This is a genomic window from Candidatus Auribacterota bacterium, assembly GCA_026392035.1.
Lineage (GTDB): Bacteria > Auribacterota > Tritonobacteria > UBA1439 > UBA1439 > JAPLCX01.
This window is the reverse complement of sequence record JAPLCX010000023.1, coordinates 21,128-40,982: the sequence shown is the minus strand read 5'-3', so window position 1 is coordinate 40,982 and position 19,855 is coordinate 21,128. Positions and strand designations below refer to the sequence as shown.

Here is a 19,855-nt window from a genome sequence, read left to right as displayed (position 1 = left end):
ACCGCGCGGCATACCCTATTTAAAGGCAGGGCCTCCGACGATACTGATATACAGCGGTGTCGACGGCAGCCTCATCAGGGTGCTCGACCTCAGCCGCTACCTGGGCGCCAGCTTCCTGAGCGGTTTTTCGGTGGCGGGCGGGGATGTGGCCCCCGAGAGCGGGGAGGAGATCATTGTGGGGGTGGGGGTGGTGGGAGTCTCCGGTGTGCTGGTCCTGAACGGCCAGGGCGATTTGCTGCGGTCATTCAATACTTTTACCCGCTATCAGACAAAGGGAGAGATATGGGTCGCGGCGGGCAACATTATCTCTGAGGAGATAGGAGCGGGGGGAGCAGCGCCGAAGGATTATGATGAGATCATCGTGGGCAGCGGGCAATGGTCCACGGGCAAGAGCATATTCGAAATCCACGACGCGCTCGGAAATTATAAAACGCAGGAGGAGGTGTATGCCATCGGCTGCGGCGTACGCCCGACAGTAGCGAACAACCCGCGCGGAGCCCTGGTCTCCGTAACAGGGGGACCCACAATCACGCTCTCCACTGATGCGAGCAGCTACACGGCGGGTTCCTCCGTCCTCCATGTCAGCTACGCGATTCAAAAGGGCACTTTCCCCTACACCCACACAGGTGATCTTTTCTTCTGGGCAGAAGTGCCCGGCGGTCTGCGCTTCTACCTGACGGGGCGCGGCTCATGGAGCCGTGCTGCGGTGCCTGTCTACAGGAATGTCACGCTGCGGCAGACGCCGATGCGCAGCCTCTTCAGCTTCCCTGTGCCGCCGAACGTCATGCCGGGTAGCTACGCCCTCTCCGCGGCGCTCTACAGACCGCCCCAGGGCACACTGCGGGATCTCTTCAGCAATATCGCGCGGGTAGATTTCTCAGTGGCCCGATAGAAGTTGTAGACGTTGCAGGCAACTCCAACACCCTCCGGCCGTTGAGTATTAATTTCTCCGCAGCGGGACGGATTCTTCTGTAATTTCTTTAAAGGGAAGGAATTATATACAACGTCTACTGACCTACGGTGACCTGCTCTTGATCGGCGTAGCCGGGTAGGGTGTCATTGATACTTCTTGGTTTGACGCCCGTGGAGACAAGACCGACGATAACGGAGTACTGGCCCTCAGCCCCTGCGGGAATGGCAGGCAAATTGCAGAGGCAGCCCTCATATACATTTGATAAGCGAGACACTCCTTGTATCAGAGGAGCAGCGCCCCTCCTGAGCTGACCGGGTTTGTTGAGGACAAAAGAGTACAACACTCCTTGCCCTTTGATCACACCCCACGCATCGAAAGCCTGGCCGCAGGGAGGTACTGTCACATCAACTCTAAAAGGTCCTCCGGTTGACAGTGAATTGCTGTTCACGCGCACTTCAAACGGCGGTGGTGGCGGAGGCGGTTGCGGAGTTGGAGTCGGCGGGGGCGGTTGGTATTCATAGCAGCCAATGTCTGTTTTCCCATCTCGAGGTCGCGGGTTCCCATCGAGGTCATCCTCAGGCGCACCATCGTTAGTTCCCTTGTCTCTCGAAGGTGAGTTTGATTTCAGGTGGTAATCATAATCGGTCGAGGAACCTGTTTGCGGGAGAGGAAGTACGTATCTAGGGTCCTGTGATATATCATTTTTGCCAGCGGCAGCAAGCCCCCGATAATTTTCACTCTGGTTGGCCCACACATTGTTATAGTTGATAGTTATCCCTGTGGCTAAGATACTGGTACTGATATAGATCCCATCGCTGTGACTTCTGGTGATATTGTTGTTCTGAATCAACATCGTGGGGACAGCAGTGCCTCCGGAGCCAACGTAAATATTATCGCTTATATTATTGTCAATGGTGTTATTTATTATACGCGCGTTTGAGGACACATATATACCATAAGTGATTGATCCGATAATCAAATTATTTTCTATGATTACGGTACCCAGAGATTGCAGGTGACTTTCTATTCCATATCTGTTTCCTTCAATAATATTGTTACGAATGATCGGTACCCCGGTCTCCCCAGCGATCCCTCTACCATTGCCTTTAATACATTGCAAAATATGACAATTGGTGATTGTAGGGGATTTTGTATTGCAGTCGACGCCATCATCAGTAGAGTTTTGAATAGTCAGGCCATCCAGGACAGCGTTGTCTGCGCCGTTAAAAATATCGGGATCTGATCCGGCACCATATTGCCCATCGACGATTGTCTGATAAGCGATGATATTTCTCTCCCATGTCGAGGGATCATATCCACCGTATATTGAAACATATGGTTTCATGCTAATCTCGTACTCGTAGTATGTCCCCTGTGCGACGCATATGGTCACAGGGTCATCTACGGATCCGCTCACACGCGAGAGGGCATATTTAATGGTAGCCCATGGATTTTCCTGCGTCCCGCCGCCGGGGCTATTGCTCCCCGTGGTGGTCACATATTTCTCGGCTGACTGAACAGCAGTAACGGTGATGGATAACACAAGGCACATATTGAGGAAGATACGCGCGGGGTTTTTCATAACATACTCCTCCCTTGCATTTTGCGGATAAACTTATATTATAATAGTACCATATAGATGAGAAATCCGCATCATAAAAGTGTAAAGGATGGTAATAGGTCGGTTATGGAGGGGGCCATGAGAGAACTTGACGTCAAGGAAATTACCCGTGCGGTGAAGGAATTGTGTATCGAGACAAATATCATCGCAGATGAGAATGTGCTTGAAGCATTCAAAAAAGCACTCAAAAGTGAAAAGTCCTCAGTCGGCCAGGAAGTGCTCAAAACACTCCTCGAGAACGCGCGTATCGCACGGGAAGAGAGGCTCCCCATCTGCCAGGACACGGGGATGGCGATCGTCTTTCTGGAGATAGGACAGGAGGCGCACCTTGTCGGCGGCGACCTCGAATCAGCGGTGAATGAGGGTGTGCGGCAGGGGTATAAAGAAGGGTATCTACGAAAATCTGTCGTGAAGCATCCGATCGCAAGGGGCAACACCGGTGATAACACACCGGCGGTGATCCATACGCGGATAGTTCCAGGGGACAAGGTCAAGATCACCGTCGCCCCCAAGGGATTCGGCAGCGAGAACATGAGTTTTGTGAAGATGCTGAAACCGACGGAGGGATACAAGGGAGTTAAGGATTTCGTGGTCGAGTGCGTGAAGAAGGCGGGAGGGAATCCCTGCCCCCCGATCGTGGTAGGCGTTGGCATCGGGGGGACATTTGAAAAGGCGGCGATAATGGCTAAAGAAGCATTGACGAGGCCGCTCGGGGGAAAGAGCACAAAGGAGGATCTCGCGAAGCTTGAGGAGGATCTCCTTGAGGAAATCAACAAGACAGGAATAGGACCCCAGGGGCTGGGAGGCACCACTACCGCGCTTGCGGTTCATGTGAATGACTTTGCGACGCACATCGCCGGCATGCCGGTTGCCGTGAATATTTGCTGCCATGCGTACAGGCATGGGGTGCGTGTGCTTTGAAAGTGTGCATGGGCTGACTCGGCAAACACATTGCGTGATTTTGTGGCTATATGTAGGGAAATTGTTGTTGATTTAATACAAAATATGTTGTAGTGTTATTACAACATTACAACATGAGGAGGTGATTTGTGAAGGGGGGAAAGGGGGCCTTCCAACATTTTGGGGAGTATCTTAAAGCGCTCAGATTCGAGAAGAGGATCACATTACGGGAGTTCTGTAAGCGAGCGCAGGCCGATCCGGGAAACATCAGCAAGATAGAGCGGAGTATCTGGCCGCCACCGCAGGACAGCGACATTCTGGAGCGCTATGCCGCGGCGCTTGAGATTAAAAAGGGCACTGACAAATGGTATAGGTTCTCTGATCTGGCTGCAGCGGATAGGGGAATTATTCCTCGCGACTTGTTGTCCGACAAGGAAGTGATAAAGATGCTGCCAATTTTTTTCCGCACGTTGCGGAGGCAACGTCCGACGCCAGAAGAACTTGATCGATTAGTGGAAAAACTGCGAAGGGCGTAGTTTATGCTACAACTTCCCAAACGCCCGTATCTCACATGGGAGCAGATTGCGGGTAAGGCTGATGGGTTTGCCGATGAGTATCATTTGGCAGAGCGCAGCTATCCTCTGGATATTGAGGAGATTGCGGAGTTTGATTTAGGGATAGAACTTAGGATTGTGGCAGGAGTTCACGATGAATGTGGAACACCTGCTCAAATTGGTTTGTGTTCCGACCGGCTTATTATTTCGGTTGATGCCAACCAATACAATAATCAAACTAGTTTTTATAGGTATTCTTTGGCACACGAGATCGCTCATTGGGTTTTACATCGTGAATGGCTACTGGCCTACTGGAAAACGATTGATTCTATTGCCAGGTGGAAACAGGATCTTGCACTTATCTCGGAAGAGGATTATAACTGGCTGGAATCTCCCATTTCTGGCAAACCGAGAAGCTCATTGCAGAAGCATCAACTGACAGCTAAAGGCAGAGGATTTGCAGGAAACGAGTTGGAAATGATGGTGACTATGAATGAGTTCAAAGCAGATTAATGTAAGCTATAACAGACTATTATGCAAATAGATACAGCTAGTCAATATTGGCATTGATGCGGAAATGAAATCTGCTATAATAGTGACATGATTAAGTACGAAATCCCAGACAATTGGATCAGATACGATTTTACAAAGATAGCGAATCCGCTCATGGCCGCCAAGGCGGCGATACTTTCCCTAACCAATATCCCCTACCAGCGAAGCTGGATCGACCAGTTGCAGGTTGTTCAACTCAAGCGGGAGGTTGCCGGAACTTCGCGCATAGAAGGGGCAGATTTCACGGAGAAGGAACTGGACGCAGCCATGGCCGAGACGCCCGAGCAGTTGCACACACGTTCCCAGCGGCAGGCCGCGGCGGCCGTGCTTACATATCGTTGGATCGCCAAGTTGCCGGCGGATCGCCCCGTAAACAATAACTTGATCCGCGAAGTTCACCGAATGATTATCACCGGCGCCGACGACGACCATTGTGCACCGGGCGAACTGAGGCGGAAGGACGTAAATGTTACGTTCGGAACGCCATCACATCGCGGCGCCGAAGGCGGCGAGGAGTGCGAAGCGGCGTTCAATGCATTGTGTGATTCGGTCCAAAACGAATTCCGAGGACACGATCCGCTTATCCAGGCACTGGCGCTTCATTACCACTTTGCCGCGATGCATCCATTTTGTGACGGCAACGGACGGACAGCGCGCGCCATGGAGGCATTGATGTTGCAGAGAGTGGGTCTGCGAGATACCCTCTTCATTGCAATGTCCAACTATTACTACGAAGAGAAAAACAACTACCTGAAGTCGCTGGCCGAGGTTCGCGCCGCGGGTAACGACATGACACCCTTCTTGGTTTTTGGACTAAAAGGCATAGAAACCCAATGCAACCGGCTGTTCGCCGAGATCCGAAAGAATGTTGCCAGAGCCCTGTTCCGCGACGTTATGTTCAATTTATTCAATCGTCTGCGAACCACGAGAAAGCGTGTCATTGCCGAAAGACATATTGAGGTACTGAAACTGCTTCTGAGTGTGGACTCAATGATGCTGGAGATCTTGGCGGAGCGGACGGCCGCAATCTACAAGCCGTTGAAGAACCCGTACAAGGCCTTGATACGGGACATCAATTACCTGCTCTATCTGCGAGCGATTAGCTATCGGAAACTGCCGGAAAACCGGTACGAATTTTTTGCGAGGCTCGAATGGCCGACAGAAATCACAGAGACGGAATTTTTCAAGAGCGTGAAGGAGATGCCGAAAGCCAAAACGCACAGTTTCCTGTCCTGAGACGGTAAGGATTCTAACTGTGTCAAAATCGTAGCGTGGGTTTAACCCGCTCCAGCATGAATAGATTGAGATCTATTCCAGAAAGTCGTTCGGCCCGTCAATAATCATTTATAGGATATTTGAGAGGAGGGCGAGTTGAGATCTGGAGCAACTATCCGGAAATCCCGGATAGTTCTGATGGTCTGACTAAATATGAGAAGCTGCTTGTAGAGGAGAGGTTCCGCGATGACTGTTTGGCCGAATGATAATCTTCCAAGACCCACCCCCTTCGAAATGAGTCCAGGCCGGATCAATGCGTACTTTCTTTCACCCTCCGATCCCGAATTTGAACTCGTCGAAGTCCAGTTGCGAAGCGCACTGGAAACAGCATGTCGTGTTGCTGGCGCACAAGGCCATCTTGAAAGGGCGATAACTTCTACAAGACCGAGCATTATTCACGATGAAATTTGGAACGCTCTGTATCATGCTGAACTCTTAATCTTCGACGTCACGAGAGAAAATCCATCGGTCATGATGGAGCTTGGTGTCGCTGCCGCATGGCGTTTGCGTCCCCAGGTTCTTGTACTCCAAAATGCGTGTAGCGCAAAACCTATTCCGTTTAACCTTCTGCCGGCGAGGGTGCTCCGGTACACACTTAGTCCCTCAGGGCTTGCTAATCTCAGAAACCAGGCTGAGCAGGCTTTTATCTGGAGCCTTTCGACTTTGCCTCTCTCCGAAGTCACGCGTTACCCACGCCCTCCTGCGTTCCCTTTCGAATACCCAAAGCACGCAGAGCTGCTTATTACACCGCCGTTGTGTCACCGCTATCAAAGGCCCGATGGGGGTTTGGAGTTCGGTGCGCCTTTTATCTTCTGACATTCTTTTGCCCTTGCTCATACAGGAGAGCAGTCCAATATGCGGCTTGAGGCTGAGATGCGTTTCAGTGACCCGCAGCCGGAGATCCCTGACCCTCCATGGATTGGGTTTAAATTATTGGGAAGCGGAGTCCTTATGAATTATGGAGTTGGCACCGTTCTAAGGGTCAATGGAGATGTACAAATTACCTACCAAGAGAACGAGCGAGTTGAACCGCACGATTACCGCGATCCTCGAATTGGGCATCTCAATGGTTTTAATCGCGAGAAAGATGTTGTTCATATTTCAGCCTCTGTTTCCAAGCAGATCTTCTCAGTACGGATTCGTTGTGGCCGCAGTCAGGTGCTCCATCGCCTCAATCTGGTGCGCACCGCGCATTATCGTCCGACTTCCGGTTATTGTCTCATACAGGCTTTTCGGTGCCGTGCGATATTGCATCAACTGAAGTTATCGTGACAAGACTACGATGATATAATCACTCAATCGAGTTGACAGAGTAGCGGAATAATCAATCTGGAGAGATCGGGACTGTGGCAGGCAAGCCGGCCTCTGACATGCATGGGAATTGAACGATGAATAATAAGCAAAAGTTAGAGCTAACCTGGATCGGGAAGGAGAACCGGCCGAAGCTGGAGCCGCGCATCCTTGTCGAAGATCCGGCCAAGTCCCACCACGCGTTATTCCGAACCGGCAAGAGCGACCTTTTCGACAATCGGCTCATCTTCGGCGACAACCTCCTCGCCCTCAAGGCGCTGGAGCAGGAGTTCGCGGGGAAGATCAAGTGCGTCTTCATAGACCCGCCCTACAACACCGGCTCGGCGTTCAAGCAATACGACGACGGGATCGAGCATTCGCTTTGGTTGTCGCTCATGCGAGATCGGTTGGAGCTTGTCCATCGTTTACTTGCAGTGGATGGCTCTCTTTGGATGACCATTGACGACAACGAATGTCACTACTTGAAGGTGCTATGTGACGAGGTTTTTGGACGACAACACTTTGTGGCAAATGCCATTTGGCAAAAGAAATTTTCACCACAGAATGATGCTAAGTGGCTGTCTGATAGCCACGACCACATTTTAGTTTTTGCAAAGAACAAAGAAATCTGGAGGCCCTTTCCCTTGCCACGTACTGATGAAATGAACGCGCGTTATAAAAATCCAGATAACGACCCTCGTGGAAAATGGATGTCTGGTGGCCTTGATGTAAAAACTTATTCTGCAGAATATGATTACTCTATTACAACTCCTTCTGGGCGAATAGTAAATCCTCCAGGTGGTTCTTGTTGGCGCCTTTCAAAACAACGACTTGAAGAATACAAAAAGGATAATCGTATTTGGTTTGGTCCCAAGGGAACCAATGTTCCTCGAATCAAGCGGTTTCTCTCAGAGGTGAAGCAAGGTGCTGTCTGCAAAACCATCTGGCTTCATGAAGAGGTTGGCCACAACCAGGATGCGAAAAAAGAAGCCATTGCCTTCAATACTGAAGATGTGTTTTCGACCCCAAAACCGGAACGCCTTCTCCAGCGCATCCTCGAACTGGGCAGCCGTCCGGGGGACTTGGTCCTCGACTCCTTCGCTGGTTCAGGCACCACAGGAGCAGTAGCGCACAAGATGGGGCGCCGATGGATCATGGTGGAACTTGGCGAGCACTGCCACACGCATATTATCCCGCGGCTGAAGAAGGTCATCGACGGCGAGGACAAGGGCGGAATCACGGGGGCCGTGGGCTGGAAAGGCGGCGGCGGATTCCGCTACTATCGCCTTGGGCCGTCCCTTCTCGAGAAGGACCAGTTCGGCAACTGGGTCATCAGCAAGGAGTACAATCCCGCCATGCTGGCTGAGGCGATTTGCAAGCTGGAGGGCTTTAGCTATGCCCCGAGCGAGACGGTGTACTGGCAACACGGCCATTCCACCGAGAACGATTTCATCTATGTGACTACTCAAACGCTCACCCGCGAGCAACTACAGAAGCTTTCGGACGAGGTGGGCGAAGGCCGCTCGCTCCTCATTATGTGCGGGGCGTTCCGGGTAAAGAGCCTCGACGATTTTCCCAATTTGACGGTGAAGAAAATTCCAAAGGCTGTCCTGACCCGTTGCGAATGGGGCAAGGACGACTATAGCTTGGAGATTGAGAATCTGCCGATCAGAGAGGAACCTCCGATTGCGCAGATGACCGCGGATGAGCAAAAGAAGAAAACACGCACGAAAGCAGAGCGGCGGGCGCAGATCCAGCAACCATCGCTTTTTGACCTTCCGCCGCAGGAGAAGAAACCGTGAAACTAAAAACAGGCTTATCGAAACCATCGTTGCAGATGTATGAACGCATCCGGCAGATACTGGATTTCGCCAGAAGCACCGTGGCCCGCTCGGTGAACACGACCCAAGTGGTGGCCAACTGGCTGATCGGACGGGAGATCGTGGAGGAAGTGCAGAGGGGCGGAAAGAGAGCCGATTATGGCGCGCGCTTAATCGCGGACCTTTCCACCAGGATGGAGAAGGATTTCGGCAGAGGCTATTCGGTCAACAACCTCGAACACTTTCGGGACTTTTATCTGACTTACCCCAATCTTGTCGAGAGCCGGATTCCCCACGCAGTGCGTGGGGAATCTCGCAACCAGCTTGGCGACGATGGGCCGAAGATTTCCCACGCGCCGCGTGGGAAATCCGACGCACCGCCTCGGAAATCCAGCGCGCCTGCGATTTTCGACGCGGAGCGCGGCCTTTTTCTGATAGAGCCGCTGGCTGGCGGTATCACGAAAGGCTACGCGCCGCGTAGCCAATCCTGGCAACCAGGATTCCTGCACCCCAACCTGTCCTGGACGCACTACCGGACGCTGTTGCGCGTGGACAAGGCGGAGGCTCGCGCGTTCTACGAGATCGAAGCCATCAAGAACAACTGGGCAGCGCGGGAACTGGAACGGCAGATCAACAGCCTTCTCTATGAGCGTCTGGCCTTGAGCCGGGACAAGAAAGGATTGATGCGACTGGCAACCAAGGGGCACGAGGTCCAGAGACCGGCCGATGTCTTCAAAGACCCGGTTGTCATGGAGTTCCTGGGCCTACCGGAGTCACCGAAACTGGTGGAGACCGATCTTGAGGAGGCGTTGATCAGCAATCTGCAAATCTTCCTGCTGGAGCTGGGCAAGGGCTTTGCCTTCGTGGCCCGGCAGGAACGGCTTACGCTGGACGGCGACCACTTCTACATCGACCTCGTCTTCTACCACACCATTCTGAAGTGCTACATCATCATTGACCTCAAGACCAGCAAACTCACGCATCAGGATCTGGGCCAGCTCCAGCTTTATGTTAACTACTACGACCGCGAACGCCGGACAGAGGGCGACAATCCGACATTGGGGCTGATTCTCTGCGCGGACAAGAACGATGCCGTCGTCCGATATACGCTGGGTAAAGATCAGCAGAAGAAGATATTCGCCAGCCGGTACAAACTATATCTTCCGAGCGAGGCCGAACTCCAGGCCGAACTCCGGCGCGAGGTGAGGGCGCTTTCCGCGCCGAAGCGGAACAGGGGTGCGAAATGAATCCGCACGTCAACACCATCGCCAACCGCCTCAGCCTCCGGCCCCCCCAGCGTGATTCGCTGGAGATTCTCGCCCGGCTCTGCGACATCGTCCCGATGGAGAAGAACGCCGATATTGCCGGGACGCTCAAGGCGATTCAAGCCGAGTACCCGACAGTCGCCGACTTCGAAAGGGACTTTCCCTCGCTCTGCTTCGCCCTGGCGACGGGCGTGGGCAAGACGCGCCTCATGGGCGCGTTCATCGCCTACCTTTACAAGGCCGAGGGCATCCGGCACTTCTTCGTGCTCGCACCGAACCTGACCATCTACAACAAGCTCATCGCCGACTTCACTCCCAATACACCCAAGTATGTATTCCAAGGCATCGCCGAGTTCGCGGTCGAACCGCCGGAGATCATCACCGGCGACAACTATGAGAGCGGACGCGGCGTTAGGGCCAGGACGCTCTTTGGCGAGGATGAGAGGGTGCACGTCAATATCTTCAACATCTCGAAGATCACGAGCATCGAGACGCCCAAGGGCGCGGCCAAAAGCAATGTCCCGCGTTTCCGACGGCTTCAGGAATACATCGGGCAGAGCTATTTCGATTACCTATCGAAGCTGGACGATCTTGTGCTTCTCATGGACGAGTCCCACCGCTATCGGGCATCGGCGGGGATGAAGGCCATCAGCGAGCTTGCGCCCATCCTGGGCCTGGAATTTACCGCCACGCCGCACGTGGAACGCGGCGGCGGCACCCAGCCTTTCCAGAACGTCATCTACAGCTATCCGCTGTCGAACGCCATGACGGATGGGTTCGTCAAGGAACCCGCCGTGGCGACCCGCGAGAACTTCGATGCCCGGAACTATGACGAGGCCGGGCTGGAGCGGCTGAAACTCGAGGATGGCGTTCGCATTCACGAGAACACCAAAGTCGAACTGGAGGTTTACGCTCGAGAGAACGGCAAGCCCATCGTGAAGCCCTTTATGCTGGTGATCGCGCGGGATACCGGTCATGCCGACGCCCTCATGAATGCAATCGGGGAGAAGGATTTCTTCGAGGGCCGCTATAAGGGCAAAGTTATCCAGGTCCATTCGAAGCAGAGCGGCGAGGAGAAGGACGAGACCATCGAGCAGCTCATCAACGTGGAAAAACCGGAGAACCCGACGGAAATCGTTATCCACGTCAACATGCTCAAGGAAGGCTGGGACGTCACAAACCTCTATACCATAGTCCCTCTCCGGGCTGCGAGCTCGAAAACGCTCGTGGAGCAGTCCATCGGCCGCGGTCTGCGTCTGCCCTATGGAAAGCGGACGGGCGTGGGCGCGGTGGACCGTTTGACCATCGTATCGCACGACAAGTTTCAGGAGATTGTGGATTACGCCAATAGCCCGGATTCCGTCATCCGGGGTGGCCTGAAGGTCGTTTACGTCAACGACGAGCGGTCCAAGGTGGTGGTGGCCGAACCGGAGATTGTGAATCGTATGAACGAGTCCACTTCCACGTATAGAAAGAATGGGGGGGCGCCCTCCCAGCAAAGGCTCCTCTTCGATTCGCCCGGGCAACAGGAGGCGGCGAAGGCCACGCTGGAGGTCATTCGACGTGAGTACGAACGCCTGCCGCGTTCGTCCGACCTGACCAAGCCGGAAATTCAGAAACAGATTGTCGAGAAAGTGAAGGAAATCATTACCCCGGCCCAGGGAGAATTGGAAGGGGTAGGGGAGAAAGTCAATGTGGCCGAGGTCGTGGCCAGGACCATCATGCTCCGGAACGAGCTTTCGATTGATATCCCCCGGATCACGATCCAGCCCGTGGGCGATGTGACGCGAGGCTATCGGGAGTTCAGACTTAACCTCAACGGCATCCGCCTTCAGCCGGTGGACAACGAGATTCTTATTCAGGAACTGCACCGGCGGGAACAGCATCGGCTCTTGAGTGGCACCGGTATTGTGCCGGAGGAGAAGCTCGAAGACTACCTCGTGCGCGGTCTTATTGACTTCAACGACATTTGCTACGACGACCACGCGGGGCTGCTCTACAAACTGGCCGGGCAAGTTGTGGCGCATTTACGGTTATATCTAAAAAATGAGGACGAGGTATTGAATGGCGTTCAGTACCACAAGCAGGCATTGGTGAGCATGATCCACGCCCAGATGCAAGAACACTACCAGGAGAAGGCGGCGGCTTATGAAGCGCACGTGAGCAAGGGTTTCACGACGATGCGCCCCAACAACTACTCGGCCCCCGCCGGGGAAACCGAGCGGGATTTCCGCGCGCCGGTCTCGAACAAACAGGACATTCGCAAGATGCTCTTTGCCGGGTTCGGGAAGTGCCTTTACCGGGTCCAGAAGTTCGATTCGGACTCGGAGCGTCGCTTCGCGGTCATTCTGGAAAACGACAAGGATGTCCTGAAATGGTTCAAACCCGCAAAAGGCGACTTCCAGATTCACTACGCGAGTGAGGCGTCCTACGAGCCGGATTTCGTGGTCGAGACCGAGACGGCGAAGTTTCTTTGTGAGCCGAAGGCCGCGAATGAGATAGCGGATGAAGAGGTGCAAGCCAAGGCCAGTGCCGCGGCGGAATGGTGCAGGTACGCTACGGAGCACGAGCGCAAACACGGCGGCAAACCGTGGTCGTATCTGCTGATACCGCATGATGAAATTGAGGACAACAAGACACTCCAGGGGTTGACCGCGACCTACGTATTTTGCGACGGGGCTGCCCCGAAACAGTCACGGGAGGGATAAAATCTTTCAAGGAGGTATGATATGTCAGCTATAGAGATACGGACTCCACTCACAGATGAGGTCGTGGGTAAATTAAGGGCCGGCGACAGCGTCCTCATCACGGGGATCATCTATACGGCTCGCGATGCGGCACACCAGAGACTCACGGAGGCCGTGGCCAAGGGGGAGAAGCCGCCGGTTGAGCTGGAGGGCCAGATTATTTACTATGCTGGCCCTTCTCCGGCGCCGCCGGGAAAACCGATCGGTTCGGTGGGGCCGACCACGAGCTACCGGATGGACGCGTTCGCCCCGAAGACGATGGAGCTCGGCCTGAAGGGGATGATCGGGAAGGGGCCGAGGAGCAAGGAAGTGATCGATGCGATGAAGAAGCATGGGGCTGTGTATTTCGCGGCGGTGGGCGGCGCGGGGGCGCTCCTCGCCGCACGTGTCAAGAAAGCGAGGGTTGTTGCCTATGAGGATCTTGGCGCCGAGGCGATTACCGAGCTCGCGGTGGAGAACTTTCCTGCGATCGTCGCCATTGACTGCAAAGGGAACGATCTCTACGCACGGTAGGCGATGATCCCACCCGCATGCGTTACTGAGTAGTTCATCCCCACCTTGCTTCCCCCATCGAAGGGGGAGGTATTTTCCGGGTTTGGCCATACAGGATGGAAGAGCACGAGATTATGATATAATACGCTCGTCATGTGATAAAAGAGAAAGGAGGCTCAGATGGGCAAGATCATCCTTGCGGTTGTTGCGGTTATAGTCCTGTACGTGGTTGTTGCCTATAACAGGCTCGTGAGGTTGAGGAACAGGATAGAGAACGCCTGGTCGCAGATCGACGTGCAGCTCAAAAGGCGGTACGATCTGATTCCCAACCTGATCGAGACGGTAAAGGGGTACGCGGCTCACGAGCGGGAGGTGTTCCAGAAAGTGACGGAGGCGCGCACGAAGGCCATCAATGCCTCGACGGTGGGGGAGCAGGGGCAGGCGGAGAATATGCTCACCGGCGCGTTGAAGTCGCTCTTCGCGGTCGCAGAGAATTACCCGGAGCTCAAGGCGAACCAGAACTTCCTGATGCTCCAGGAGGAACTCGCCGGAACGGAGAGCAAGATCGCCTACTCGCGGCAGTTTTACAACGATTCGGTGATGACTTATGATACCACGCGTGAGGTCTTCCCATCGAGCCTGATCGCGCAGTGGTTCAAGTTCCCGGAGAAGGAGTATTTCGAGATAGAGGAAGCAGCAGCCCGCGAGCCGGTGAAGGTGAAATTTTAATTATTTTTCACCACGGAGGCACGGAGAACACGGAGAATATCGATTTTTTGCCGCGGATTTGCGCGGATGAATACTGATTGCTGCACGAGGTAAAATAATTTGCTTCCCCCTTGCGGGGGAAAGTCAGGATGGGGGAAAAGATATCCCCCTCCTCAATCCTCCTTCATAAAGGGGGGAGGATGCTTACCTTGGCTCTAGTACCTCTATGCCGCGGGATTAAATGGATCGTAAAAGACTGACCTCTCTTTTTGCTATTTGCATGGTTTTTAATTTGGCGGTGGGGTTAATATATCCTCTTCGCTCTTTCTTTTTCTTAAGACGATTTCAATTGATCCGTCCTGACATGACGATAGCTGAGGCCAATAAGCTGCTGGAGCGCCCGGGAAGAAGTGCCAAAGACGGTGGAATCGCATTCCTAGTTCCCTTATGTTTCTTGGACAGTGATACGTCTGCAGTAATTTACTATGACAATGGAATAGTTAAGAAGATTAAAATGCCTTGGGATAGGTCTACGGCGTGGGGAGTTCTTTCAATGCGTTTGGAACCCACAGCTTTGTTTGTTCTTATTCTGATTGCTTTTGTGGTATTAGGAAATAAGTATTTTAGCAAACGAGGAGGAAGTCTTCTCGCGAGTATTGCTTATATAATCGTTTTCGGAATATCATTATGTAATCTTTTAGGCATATTGTTGATTCAATCATCTAACCTCGCCATGAAATATCCAAAACCATGATAAGGAAAGAAATATATCCTCTTTTTCATTTTTGGATTTTGGATTTGGGATTTAATATATGATTTACGAACAGATATCTAAAAATAAGCGGAATTCCATAATTCTCTGCGTCCTATTTGTGCTCTTTGTCGGCTTCCTCGGATGGGTATTCGGTCAATTGAGCGCCCTCGGGAATGGGGGAATAGTCCTGGCGGTGCTCATTGCGACCCTCTGGGCCTTCGCGAGCTACTACTATAGCGACCGCATTGTCCTTGCCATAAGCAGGGCAAGGCCGCTCGAGAAACATGAATTTCCTCACCTGTTTCATGCTGTGGAGGGCCTCGCAATCGCAGCGGGGATTCCGGCCCCCAGGGTCTATGTCATTGAAGACACTGCGCCCAACGCATTTGCAACGGGGCGAAACCCTGAGCACTCGGTCGTCTGCGTGACCACCGGCCTCCTTCAGAAGCTCAACAGGCTTGAGATCGAGGGGGTGATCGCTCATGAGCTCTCGCACGTGAAGAACTACGATATCCTATTCGGCTCGCTCGTCGTGGTGATGGTCGGAGTCGTGGCGCTGCTCAGCGACTGGATACTGCGCAGCTTTTTATGGGGCGGAGGCAGGCGGCGCCGGGAGGAGGGGGGGGGACAGGCACAGGTAATCCTCCTAGTCGTCGGCCTGGTGCTCGCCATCCTCGCCCCGATCATCGCCCAGCTCGTCAGGCTCTCCATTTCGAGAAAGAGGGAATTCCTTGCTGACGCGAGTGGAGCCATGCTCACCCGTTATCCCACGGGTCTCGCTGACGCGCTTCGCAAATTGGATGCCGATACCGAGCCGTTGGAGGCGGCCAACAAGGCAACCGCTCATATGTATATTGTCAATCCACTGAAGGAACATGGCGGCGTCATCAATAAACTATTCTCGACACATCCTCCTATCGAAGAGCGAATCAAGGCACTGGAGGCGATGTGATACTGAACCGGCGATACGGTGAAACGGAGAAACGGCGAATTAATATTATCGCCGACTCGCCGAATCTCCGGCTCGCCGTTTCGATCCATCACCGGAGGGAGTGACTGTAATGAGAGGGGTCAAGATAGAACGCCTCACGGGACACCGGGACCCCCGCGGGGTAGTGTTTGAGCCGCTCACTTCCCGGATGCTCAGGGTGGGTAAGGTATTGAACGTTCACGTGGCCACTATGAAACCGGGCGCGGTGCGCGGGAACCACCGCCACCTCGCCGCAACAGAGTATGTTTGTTTTTCCGGTCATATAAAACTGGTGGTCCAGGATCGGATGGGTCGGCAGGAACAGATCCAATTCCAGGAGAGTGAGTGCGCGCGGGTGAAGATTGCGCCCGGTATCGCCCACGCATTTGTCAATACGGGGATGAGTGACACATTTATCGTGTGTTTCGTCGACCGGGCGGGAAAAAGCGATAGGAAGGAACGAGTGCCCCTCATCTCGGAGATCGGGCACGCGTGAGTGCGAGATGGCGAATGGGCGAAACGGGGAATCGGCGACGACGATAATTCGCCGACTCTCCAGCTCGCCGGTTCGCTATTACTGCTTCGATTGCTGGTTAAGAAGGTTTGCAGGAAGGATCATATGCGTATTGCGGATCGCATGAGGGAGATAGATTCCTCGGGGATCAGGAAGGCATTCGATCTCGCCCAGCAGATTGATGACCCTATCAACCTGAGCATCGGCCAGCCTGATTATGCGCCGCCGCAAGAGGTCATACGTTCTACACTCACGGCACTCCACAGTGGCTATAATCGTTATACCCTCACGCAGGGACTGGAGGAGCTCAGGGCCGAGGTGAGGCACTATCTCAGAGAACGCAAAGGCTTTGAGCCGGAAGAGGTCATGATTACTTCCGGCGTGGCTGGCGGCATCATGCTCGCCTTCCTCGTCCTCGTCAACCCAGGGGATAGGGTTATTATACCAGATCCCTATTTCGTGATTTACAAGCACCTGTGCGCGCTCGTCGGGGCAGTACCGGTTTTCCTGGACACGTACCCCGATTTCGACATCACCGCCGAAAGGCTGGAACATGCCATGCGGGAAGGTGCAAGGCTCGTCATCATCAACAATCCCTGCAACCCCACGGGCGCACTCATCGATGGGGCGCAGCTCAGGAGCATCGCCGCCCTGGCCGCGAAATGGGGGGTAGTAGTTCTTTCTGACGAGGTCTACGATTTCTTTGCGTATGATGTTGCTCACGAATGCATGGGGAGATATTCTGAGTCCGCCCTCGTTCTCGGCGGTTACTCGAAGACCTTTGGCGTGCCGGGCTGGCGTATCGGCTATGCAGCGGGACCCCGCGAGGTAATCGGGGAGATGATCAAACTCCAGCAGTACTCGTTCATCTGCGCTCCCTCGGTTTTGCAGCACGGTGTCCTCGGCGCCCTCGGGGTGGATATGGGCGCCCGTCTCATGGAATACAGGAGAAAAAGGGACATGGTGTGCGAGGGATTGAGGGGGACGTACCGTTTCGTGCGTCCCCGCGGTGCGTTCTATCTCTTCCCCGAAGCGCCCGGGGGCAGCGGCAGCGCATTCGCGCAGAGAGCAATCGAGAAGAAACTCATCATCGTACCCGGTTCCGTCTTTTCGGAGCGGGATACTCATTTCAGAATTTCCTTCGCCGCCTCGGATCGTACGCTCGATCGCGGAATCGAGGTGCTCAGGAGTCTCGTGTAGTCTTGCCGCGGCGAATCGTTATATGTTTTATTGTGTAATCTGACACGGAGGCACGGAGGACTTTAAAACAGCAACAACAGTCTCTCGTTTCTAGTGTGGTGTCTCGGAAGTAGCATTCAAAAGTCCTGTCATTGCGAGGAGCGTAGCGACGAAGCAATCTCATGATTGCCAATATGTTGAGATCGCTTCGCTTTCGCTCGCGATGACAGACATATGCTGGGAATTTCCGTGACAAGACACTAGTTTCTAAAAGGGGTAATAATCTGTATCTATCTGTGTTTATCCGTGGTTAAAATTAATCCGCATAATCCACGGTTAAACTTATGGAATTCTCCGTGGTGGAAATTCATTTCTTTTCTAAAAGCAGGGAAAGCCGTGGGGAAGTGAACAGTGGGGAAGTGAACGGTTGTCAGAAACCTCTCATTATATTAAACTTATAGAAGGGTGTGAAAACAGCATTCCGAGCCTGAGTAAACAGGCCCATTAACCAATGAGAGGAGGCGTGTATGGGAACGATTCTTTTCATCCTGGCGAGGTTGATCGGCAAGATTGATACTCCACAGGATTTGCTGCTGCTCTGCTTCCTGATTTCGCTCGACAGTATTGCGCTGGCTAATTTCTTGAAGAAAGAGTGATGTTCGTGATTTGGGGCTTGTGACTCGTGGTTCGGAAGCAATGGATTTTTGTGACGGGTCACGAGTGACCGACCACGAGTCGCGGTAGTCAAGGCGCCCGTAGCTCAATTGGATAGAGCGTTGGCCTCCGGAGCCAAAGGTTGGGCGTTCGACCCGCCCCGGGCGCGCCATTACTGCGGCAACTACAGTTACTGGTTGCTGGTTTCTAGAAATAGAGGGAAGATAATGCAAAGAAAAGACAGGCGGGCGAATGATGAGTTGCGCCCCGTGAGAATCACAAGAGATTTCGTGAAATACCCCCTCGGCTCGGTGTTGGTCGAGTTCGGCGATACCAAGGTTATCTGCGCGGCATCTATGGAGGAGGCCGCCCCACGTTGGATGAGAGAGCAAAAACGCCCCGGGGGGTGGATCACGTGCGAGTATTCCATGATGCCGTTTTCATCTCCAAAGAGGACCGCGCGGGAGGCGACGAGAGGGAAGATCGCGGGGAGGACGCATGAGATTCAGCGCGTGATCGGGCGGGCGCTCCGGGCTGTTGTGGATTTGAATCAGCTCGGCGAGCGTACCATCTGGATCGACTGCGATGTATTGCAGGCTGATGGCGGAACAAGGACAGCGGCGATCACGGGCGGTTTTGTGGCGTTGGAGCTCGCCCTCAGGAAGCTCAGGGACGAGGGGAAGATAGCGGGGAACCCCGTCCGGGAGGCGATTGCCGCCGTGAGCGTGGGAAAGGTTGGGGGGGCGCTGTTGCTCGATCTGAACTACGAAGAGGATTGCCGCGCAGAGGTGGATATGAACCTGGTGATGACGGAGAGCGGACGGTTTATCGAGATTCAGGGGACTGCTGAATCTGCGCCGTTCACCGCCGAAGAGATGGTGTCAATGGTTGCAATGGCGCGAAAGGGCATCGATGCCCTTATTGCAACGCAAATGAAGATCCTGGAAGGCAGATTGTGACAGACCTCGTGATCGCGACGCGAAACAAGAACAAGGTGCGGGAACTCAAGGGAATGCTCCAGAGGTCCAATCTTGAGCTCAACATTCTCTCGCTCGTCGATTTTCCTGGCAATGCCGAGGTCGCTGAAGATGGCCGGAGCTTCAGCGAAAATGCAGCCAAAAAGGCGTTGTCCGTTGCCCGAGCGACAGGGAAGCTCGCGATCGGGGATGATTCGGGTCTGGAGGTGGACGCCCTCGCGGGCCGTCCGGGAATTCTTTCGGCGCGTTTCTCCGGAGAGGGCGCCACGGACAAAGAGAATAATGAGAAGCTCCTCGCCCTCCTCCGTGACATTCCTGAACGCCGGCGCCAGGCGCGCTTTGTCTGTTATATCGCAATCGCCAATCCCGAGAGACTGATTGACGTCGTCGAGGGGAGCTGTCCGGGAATCGTTGTGCTCAGGGAACGGGGGAGCAGCGGATTTGGCTACGATCCCCTGTTCCAACCGATTGAGTACAATAAGACCTTTGCGGAGCTTCCCCCGAGGATCAAGAATAGAATCAGCCACAGGGCACGGGCAATGGAGAAAGCGCTCATGGCCCTCGAGAAGTATCTCTACCAGGCCGAAATCAAAGATCAGCAATCACCGATATCAGGTGCCAAGGGGCAGGACAGAAGGGATAACAAGCCTCGCATCCCAAAATTCTGAAC

The 19,855-nt window shown here is 53.8% G+C and carries 19 protein-coding genes and 1 tRNA gene; 19 read left to right on the top strand and 1 reads right to left on the bottom strand.

Annotated elements, in window-relative coordinates; all coding sequences use genetic code 11:
- Window positions 1–892 (top strand): hypothetical protein (locus tag NTX71_02355; GenBank protein MCX6338745.1); only part of this gene is annotated, 892 nt, incomplete at its 5' end.
- 115 nt (window positions 893–1,007) lie between these two features.
- Here NTX71_02355 and NTX71_02350 read toward each other — a convergent pair.
- Window positions 1,008–2,495: a right-handed parallel beta-helix repeat-containing protein gene (locus NTX71_02350; protein ID MCX6338744.1), complete on the bottom strand. Its 1,488-nt coding sequence runs from the start codon at window positions 2,493–2,495 to the stop codon at window positions 1,008–1,010.
- Window positions 2,496–2,612: 117 nt separating this feature from the next.
- On the opposite strand from NTX71_02350, the gene NTX71_02345 reads away from it, so the two are divergent.
- From NTX71_02345 to NTX71_02260, 18 genes are all read left to right on the top strand, one after another.
- Window positions 2,613–3,455, top strand: coding sequence for a fumarate hydratase (locus tag NTX71_02345; protein MCX6338743.1), 843 nt, complete (start codon window positions 2,613–2,615; stop codon window positions 3,453–3,455).
- A 128-nt stretch (window positions 3,456–3,583) separates the two neighbouring features.
- Window positions 3,584–3,970 carry a helix-turn-helix transcriptional regulator gene (locus NTX71_02340; GenBank protein ID MCX6338742.1) on the top strand — a complete coding sequence of 129 codons (387 nt, stop codon included), beginning with the start codon at window positions 3,584–3,586 and terminating at the stop codon, window positions 3,968–3,970.
- Between the two features lie 3 nt (window positions 3,971–3,973).
- Complete coding sequence (locus NTX71_02335) at window positions 3,974–4,501, top strand: hypothetical protein (GenBank protein MCX6338741.1); 528 nt, start codon at window positions 3,974–3,976, stop codon at window positions 4,499–4,501.
- An 87-nt stretch (window positions 4,502–4,588) separates the two neighbouring features.
- Window positions 4,589–5,776 (top strand): Fic family protein, encoded by a 1,188-nt coding sequence (locus NTX71_02330; protein MCX6338740.1) that lies wholly within the window; start codon window positions 4,589–4,591, stop codon window positions 5,774–5,776.
- 894 nt (window positions 5,777–6,670) lie between these two features.
- A complete protein-coding gene (locus NTX71_02325; protein MCX6338739.1) occupies window positions 6,671–7,087 on the top strand; it encodes a hypothetical protein in 417 nt (138 codons plus the stop codon).
- A 116-nt stretch (window positions 7,088–7,203) separates the two neighbouring features.
- A complete protein-coding gene (locus NTX71_02320) occupies window positions 7,204–8,907 on the top strand; it encodes a site-specific DNA-methyltransferase (GenBank protein MCX6338738.1) in 1,704 nt (567 codons plus the stop codon).
- A 47-nt stretch (window positions 8,908–8,954) separates the two neighbouring features.
- Window positions 8,955–10,172: a PDDEXK nuclease domain-containing protein gene (locus tag NTX71_02315; GenBank protein ID MCX6338737.1), complete on the top strand. Its 1,218-nt coding sequence runs from the start codon at window positions 8,955–8,957 to the stop codon at window positions 10,170–10,172.
- The gene (locus NTX71_02310; GenBank protein MCX6338736.1) at window positions 10,169–12,898 is read left to right on the top strand and encodes a DEAD/DEAH box helicase family protein; all 2,730 of its coding nucleotides are present in this window, start codon (window positions 10,169–10,171) and stop codon (window positions 12,896–12,898) included. Before NTX71_02315 ends, NTX71_02310 begins: the two co-directional genes overlap by 4 nt.
- Window positions 12,899–12,919: 21 nt before the next feature.
- Complete coding sequence (locus tag NTX71_02305) at window positions 12,920–13,450, top strand: Fe-S-containing hydro-lyase (protein ID MCX6338735.1); 531 nt, start codon at window positions 12,920–12,922, stop codon at window positions 13,448–13,450.
- A gap of 159 nt (window positions 13,451–13,609) precedes the next feature.
- Window positions 13,610–14,158, top strand: coding sequence for a LemA family protein (locus NTX71_02300; GenBank protein ID MCX6338734.1), 549 nt, complete (start codon window positions 13,610–13,612; stop codon window positions 14,156–14,158).
- A gap of 220 nt (window positions 14,159–14,378) precedes the next feature.
- The gene (locus NTX71_02295; protein MCX6338733.1) at window positions 14,379–14,891 is read left to right on the top strand and encodes a hypothetical protein; all 513 of its coding nucleotides are present in this window, start codon (window positions 14,379–14,381) and stop codon (window positions 14,889–14,891) included.
- Between the two features lie 58 nt (window positions 14,892–14,949).
- Window positions 14,950–15,843: a zinc metalloprotease HtpX gene (gene htpX, locus NTX71_02290; GenBank protein ID MCX6338732.1), complete on the top strand. Its 894-nt coding sequence runs from the start codon at window positions 14,950–14,952 to the stop codon at window positions 15,841–15,843.
- Between the two features lie 109 nt (window positions 15,844–15,952).
- Window positions 15,953–16,357 (top strand): WxcM-like domain-containing protein, encoded by a 405-nt coding sequence (locus tag NTX71_02285; GenBank protein ID MCX6338731.1) that lies wholly within the window; start codon window positions 15,953–15,955, stop codon window positions 16,355–16,357.
- Window positions 16,358–16,480: 123 nt separating this feature from the next.
- Window positions 16,481–17,575, top strand: a complete 1,095-nt coding sequence (locus NTX71_02280; protein MCX6338730.1) for an aminotransferase class I/II-fold pyridoxal phosphate-dependent enzyme — start codon at window positions 16,481–16,483, stop codon at window positions 17,573–17,575.
- A 506-nt stretch (window positions 17,576–18,081) separates the two neighbouring features.
- Window positions 18,082–18,210, top strand: coding sequence for a hypothetical protein (locus NTX71_02275; protein ID MCX6338729.1), 129 nt, complete (start codon window positions 18,082–18,084; stop codon window positions 18,208–18,210).
- 93 nt (window positions 18,211–18,303) lie between these two features.
- A tRNA-Arg gene (locus tag NTX71_02270) sits at window positions 18,304–18,380 on the top strand.
- 55 nt (window positions 18,381–18,435) lie between these two features.
- Complete coding sequence (rph, locus tag NTX71_02265; GenBank protein ID MCX6338728.1) at window positions 18,436–19,167, top strand: ribonuclease PH; 732 nt, start codon at window positions 18,436–18,438, stop codon at window positions 19,165–19,167.
- Window positions 19,161–19,853, top strand: coding sequence for an XTP/dITP diphosphatase (locus tag NTX71_02260; protein ID MCX6338727.1), 693 nt, complete (start codon window positions 19,161–19,163; stop codon window positions 19,851–19,853). The genes rph and NTX71_02260 overlap by 7 nt, the downstream gene beginning before the upstream one ends.
- Window positions 19,854–19,855: the final 2 nt, after the last annotated feature.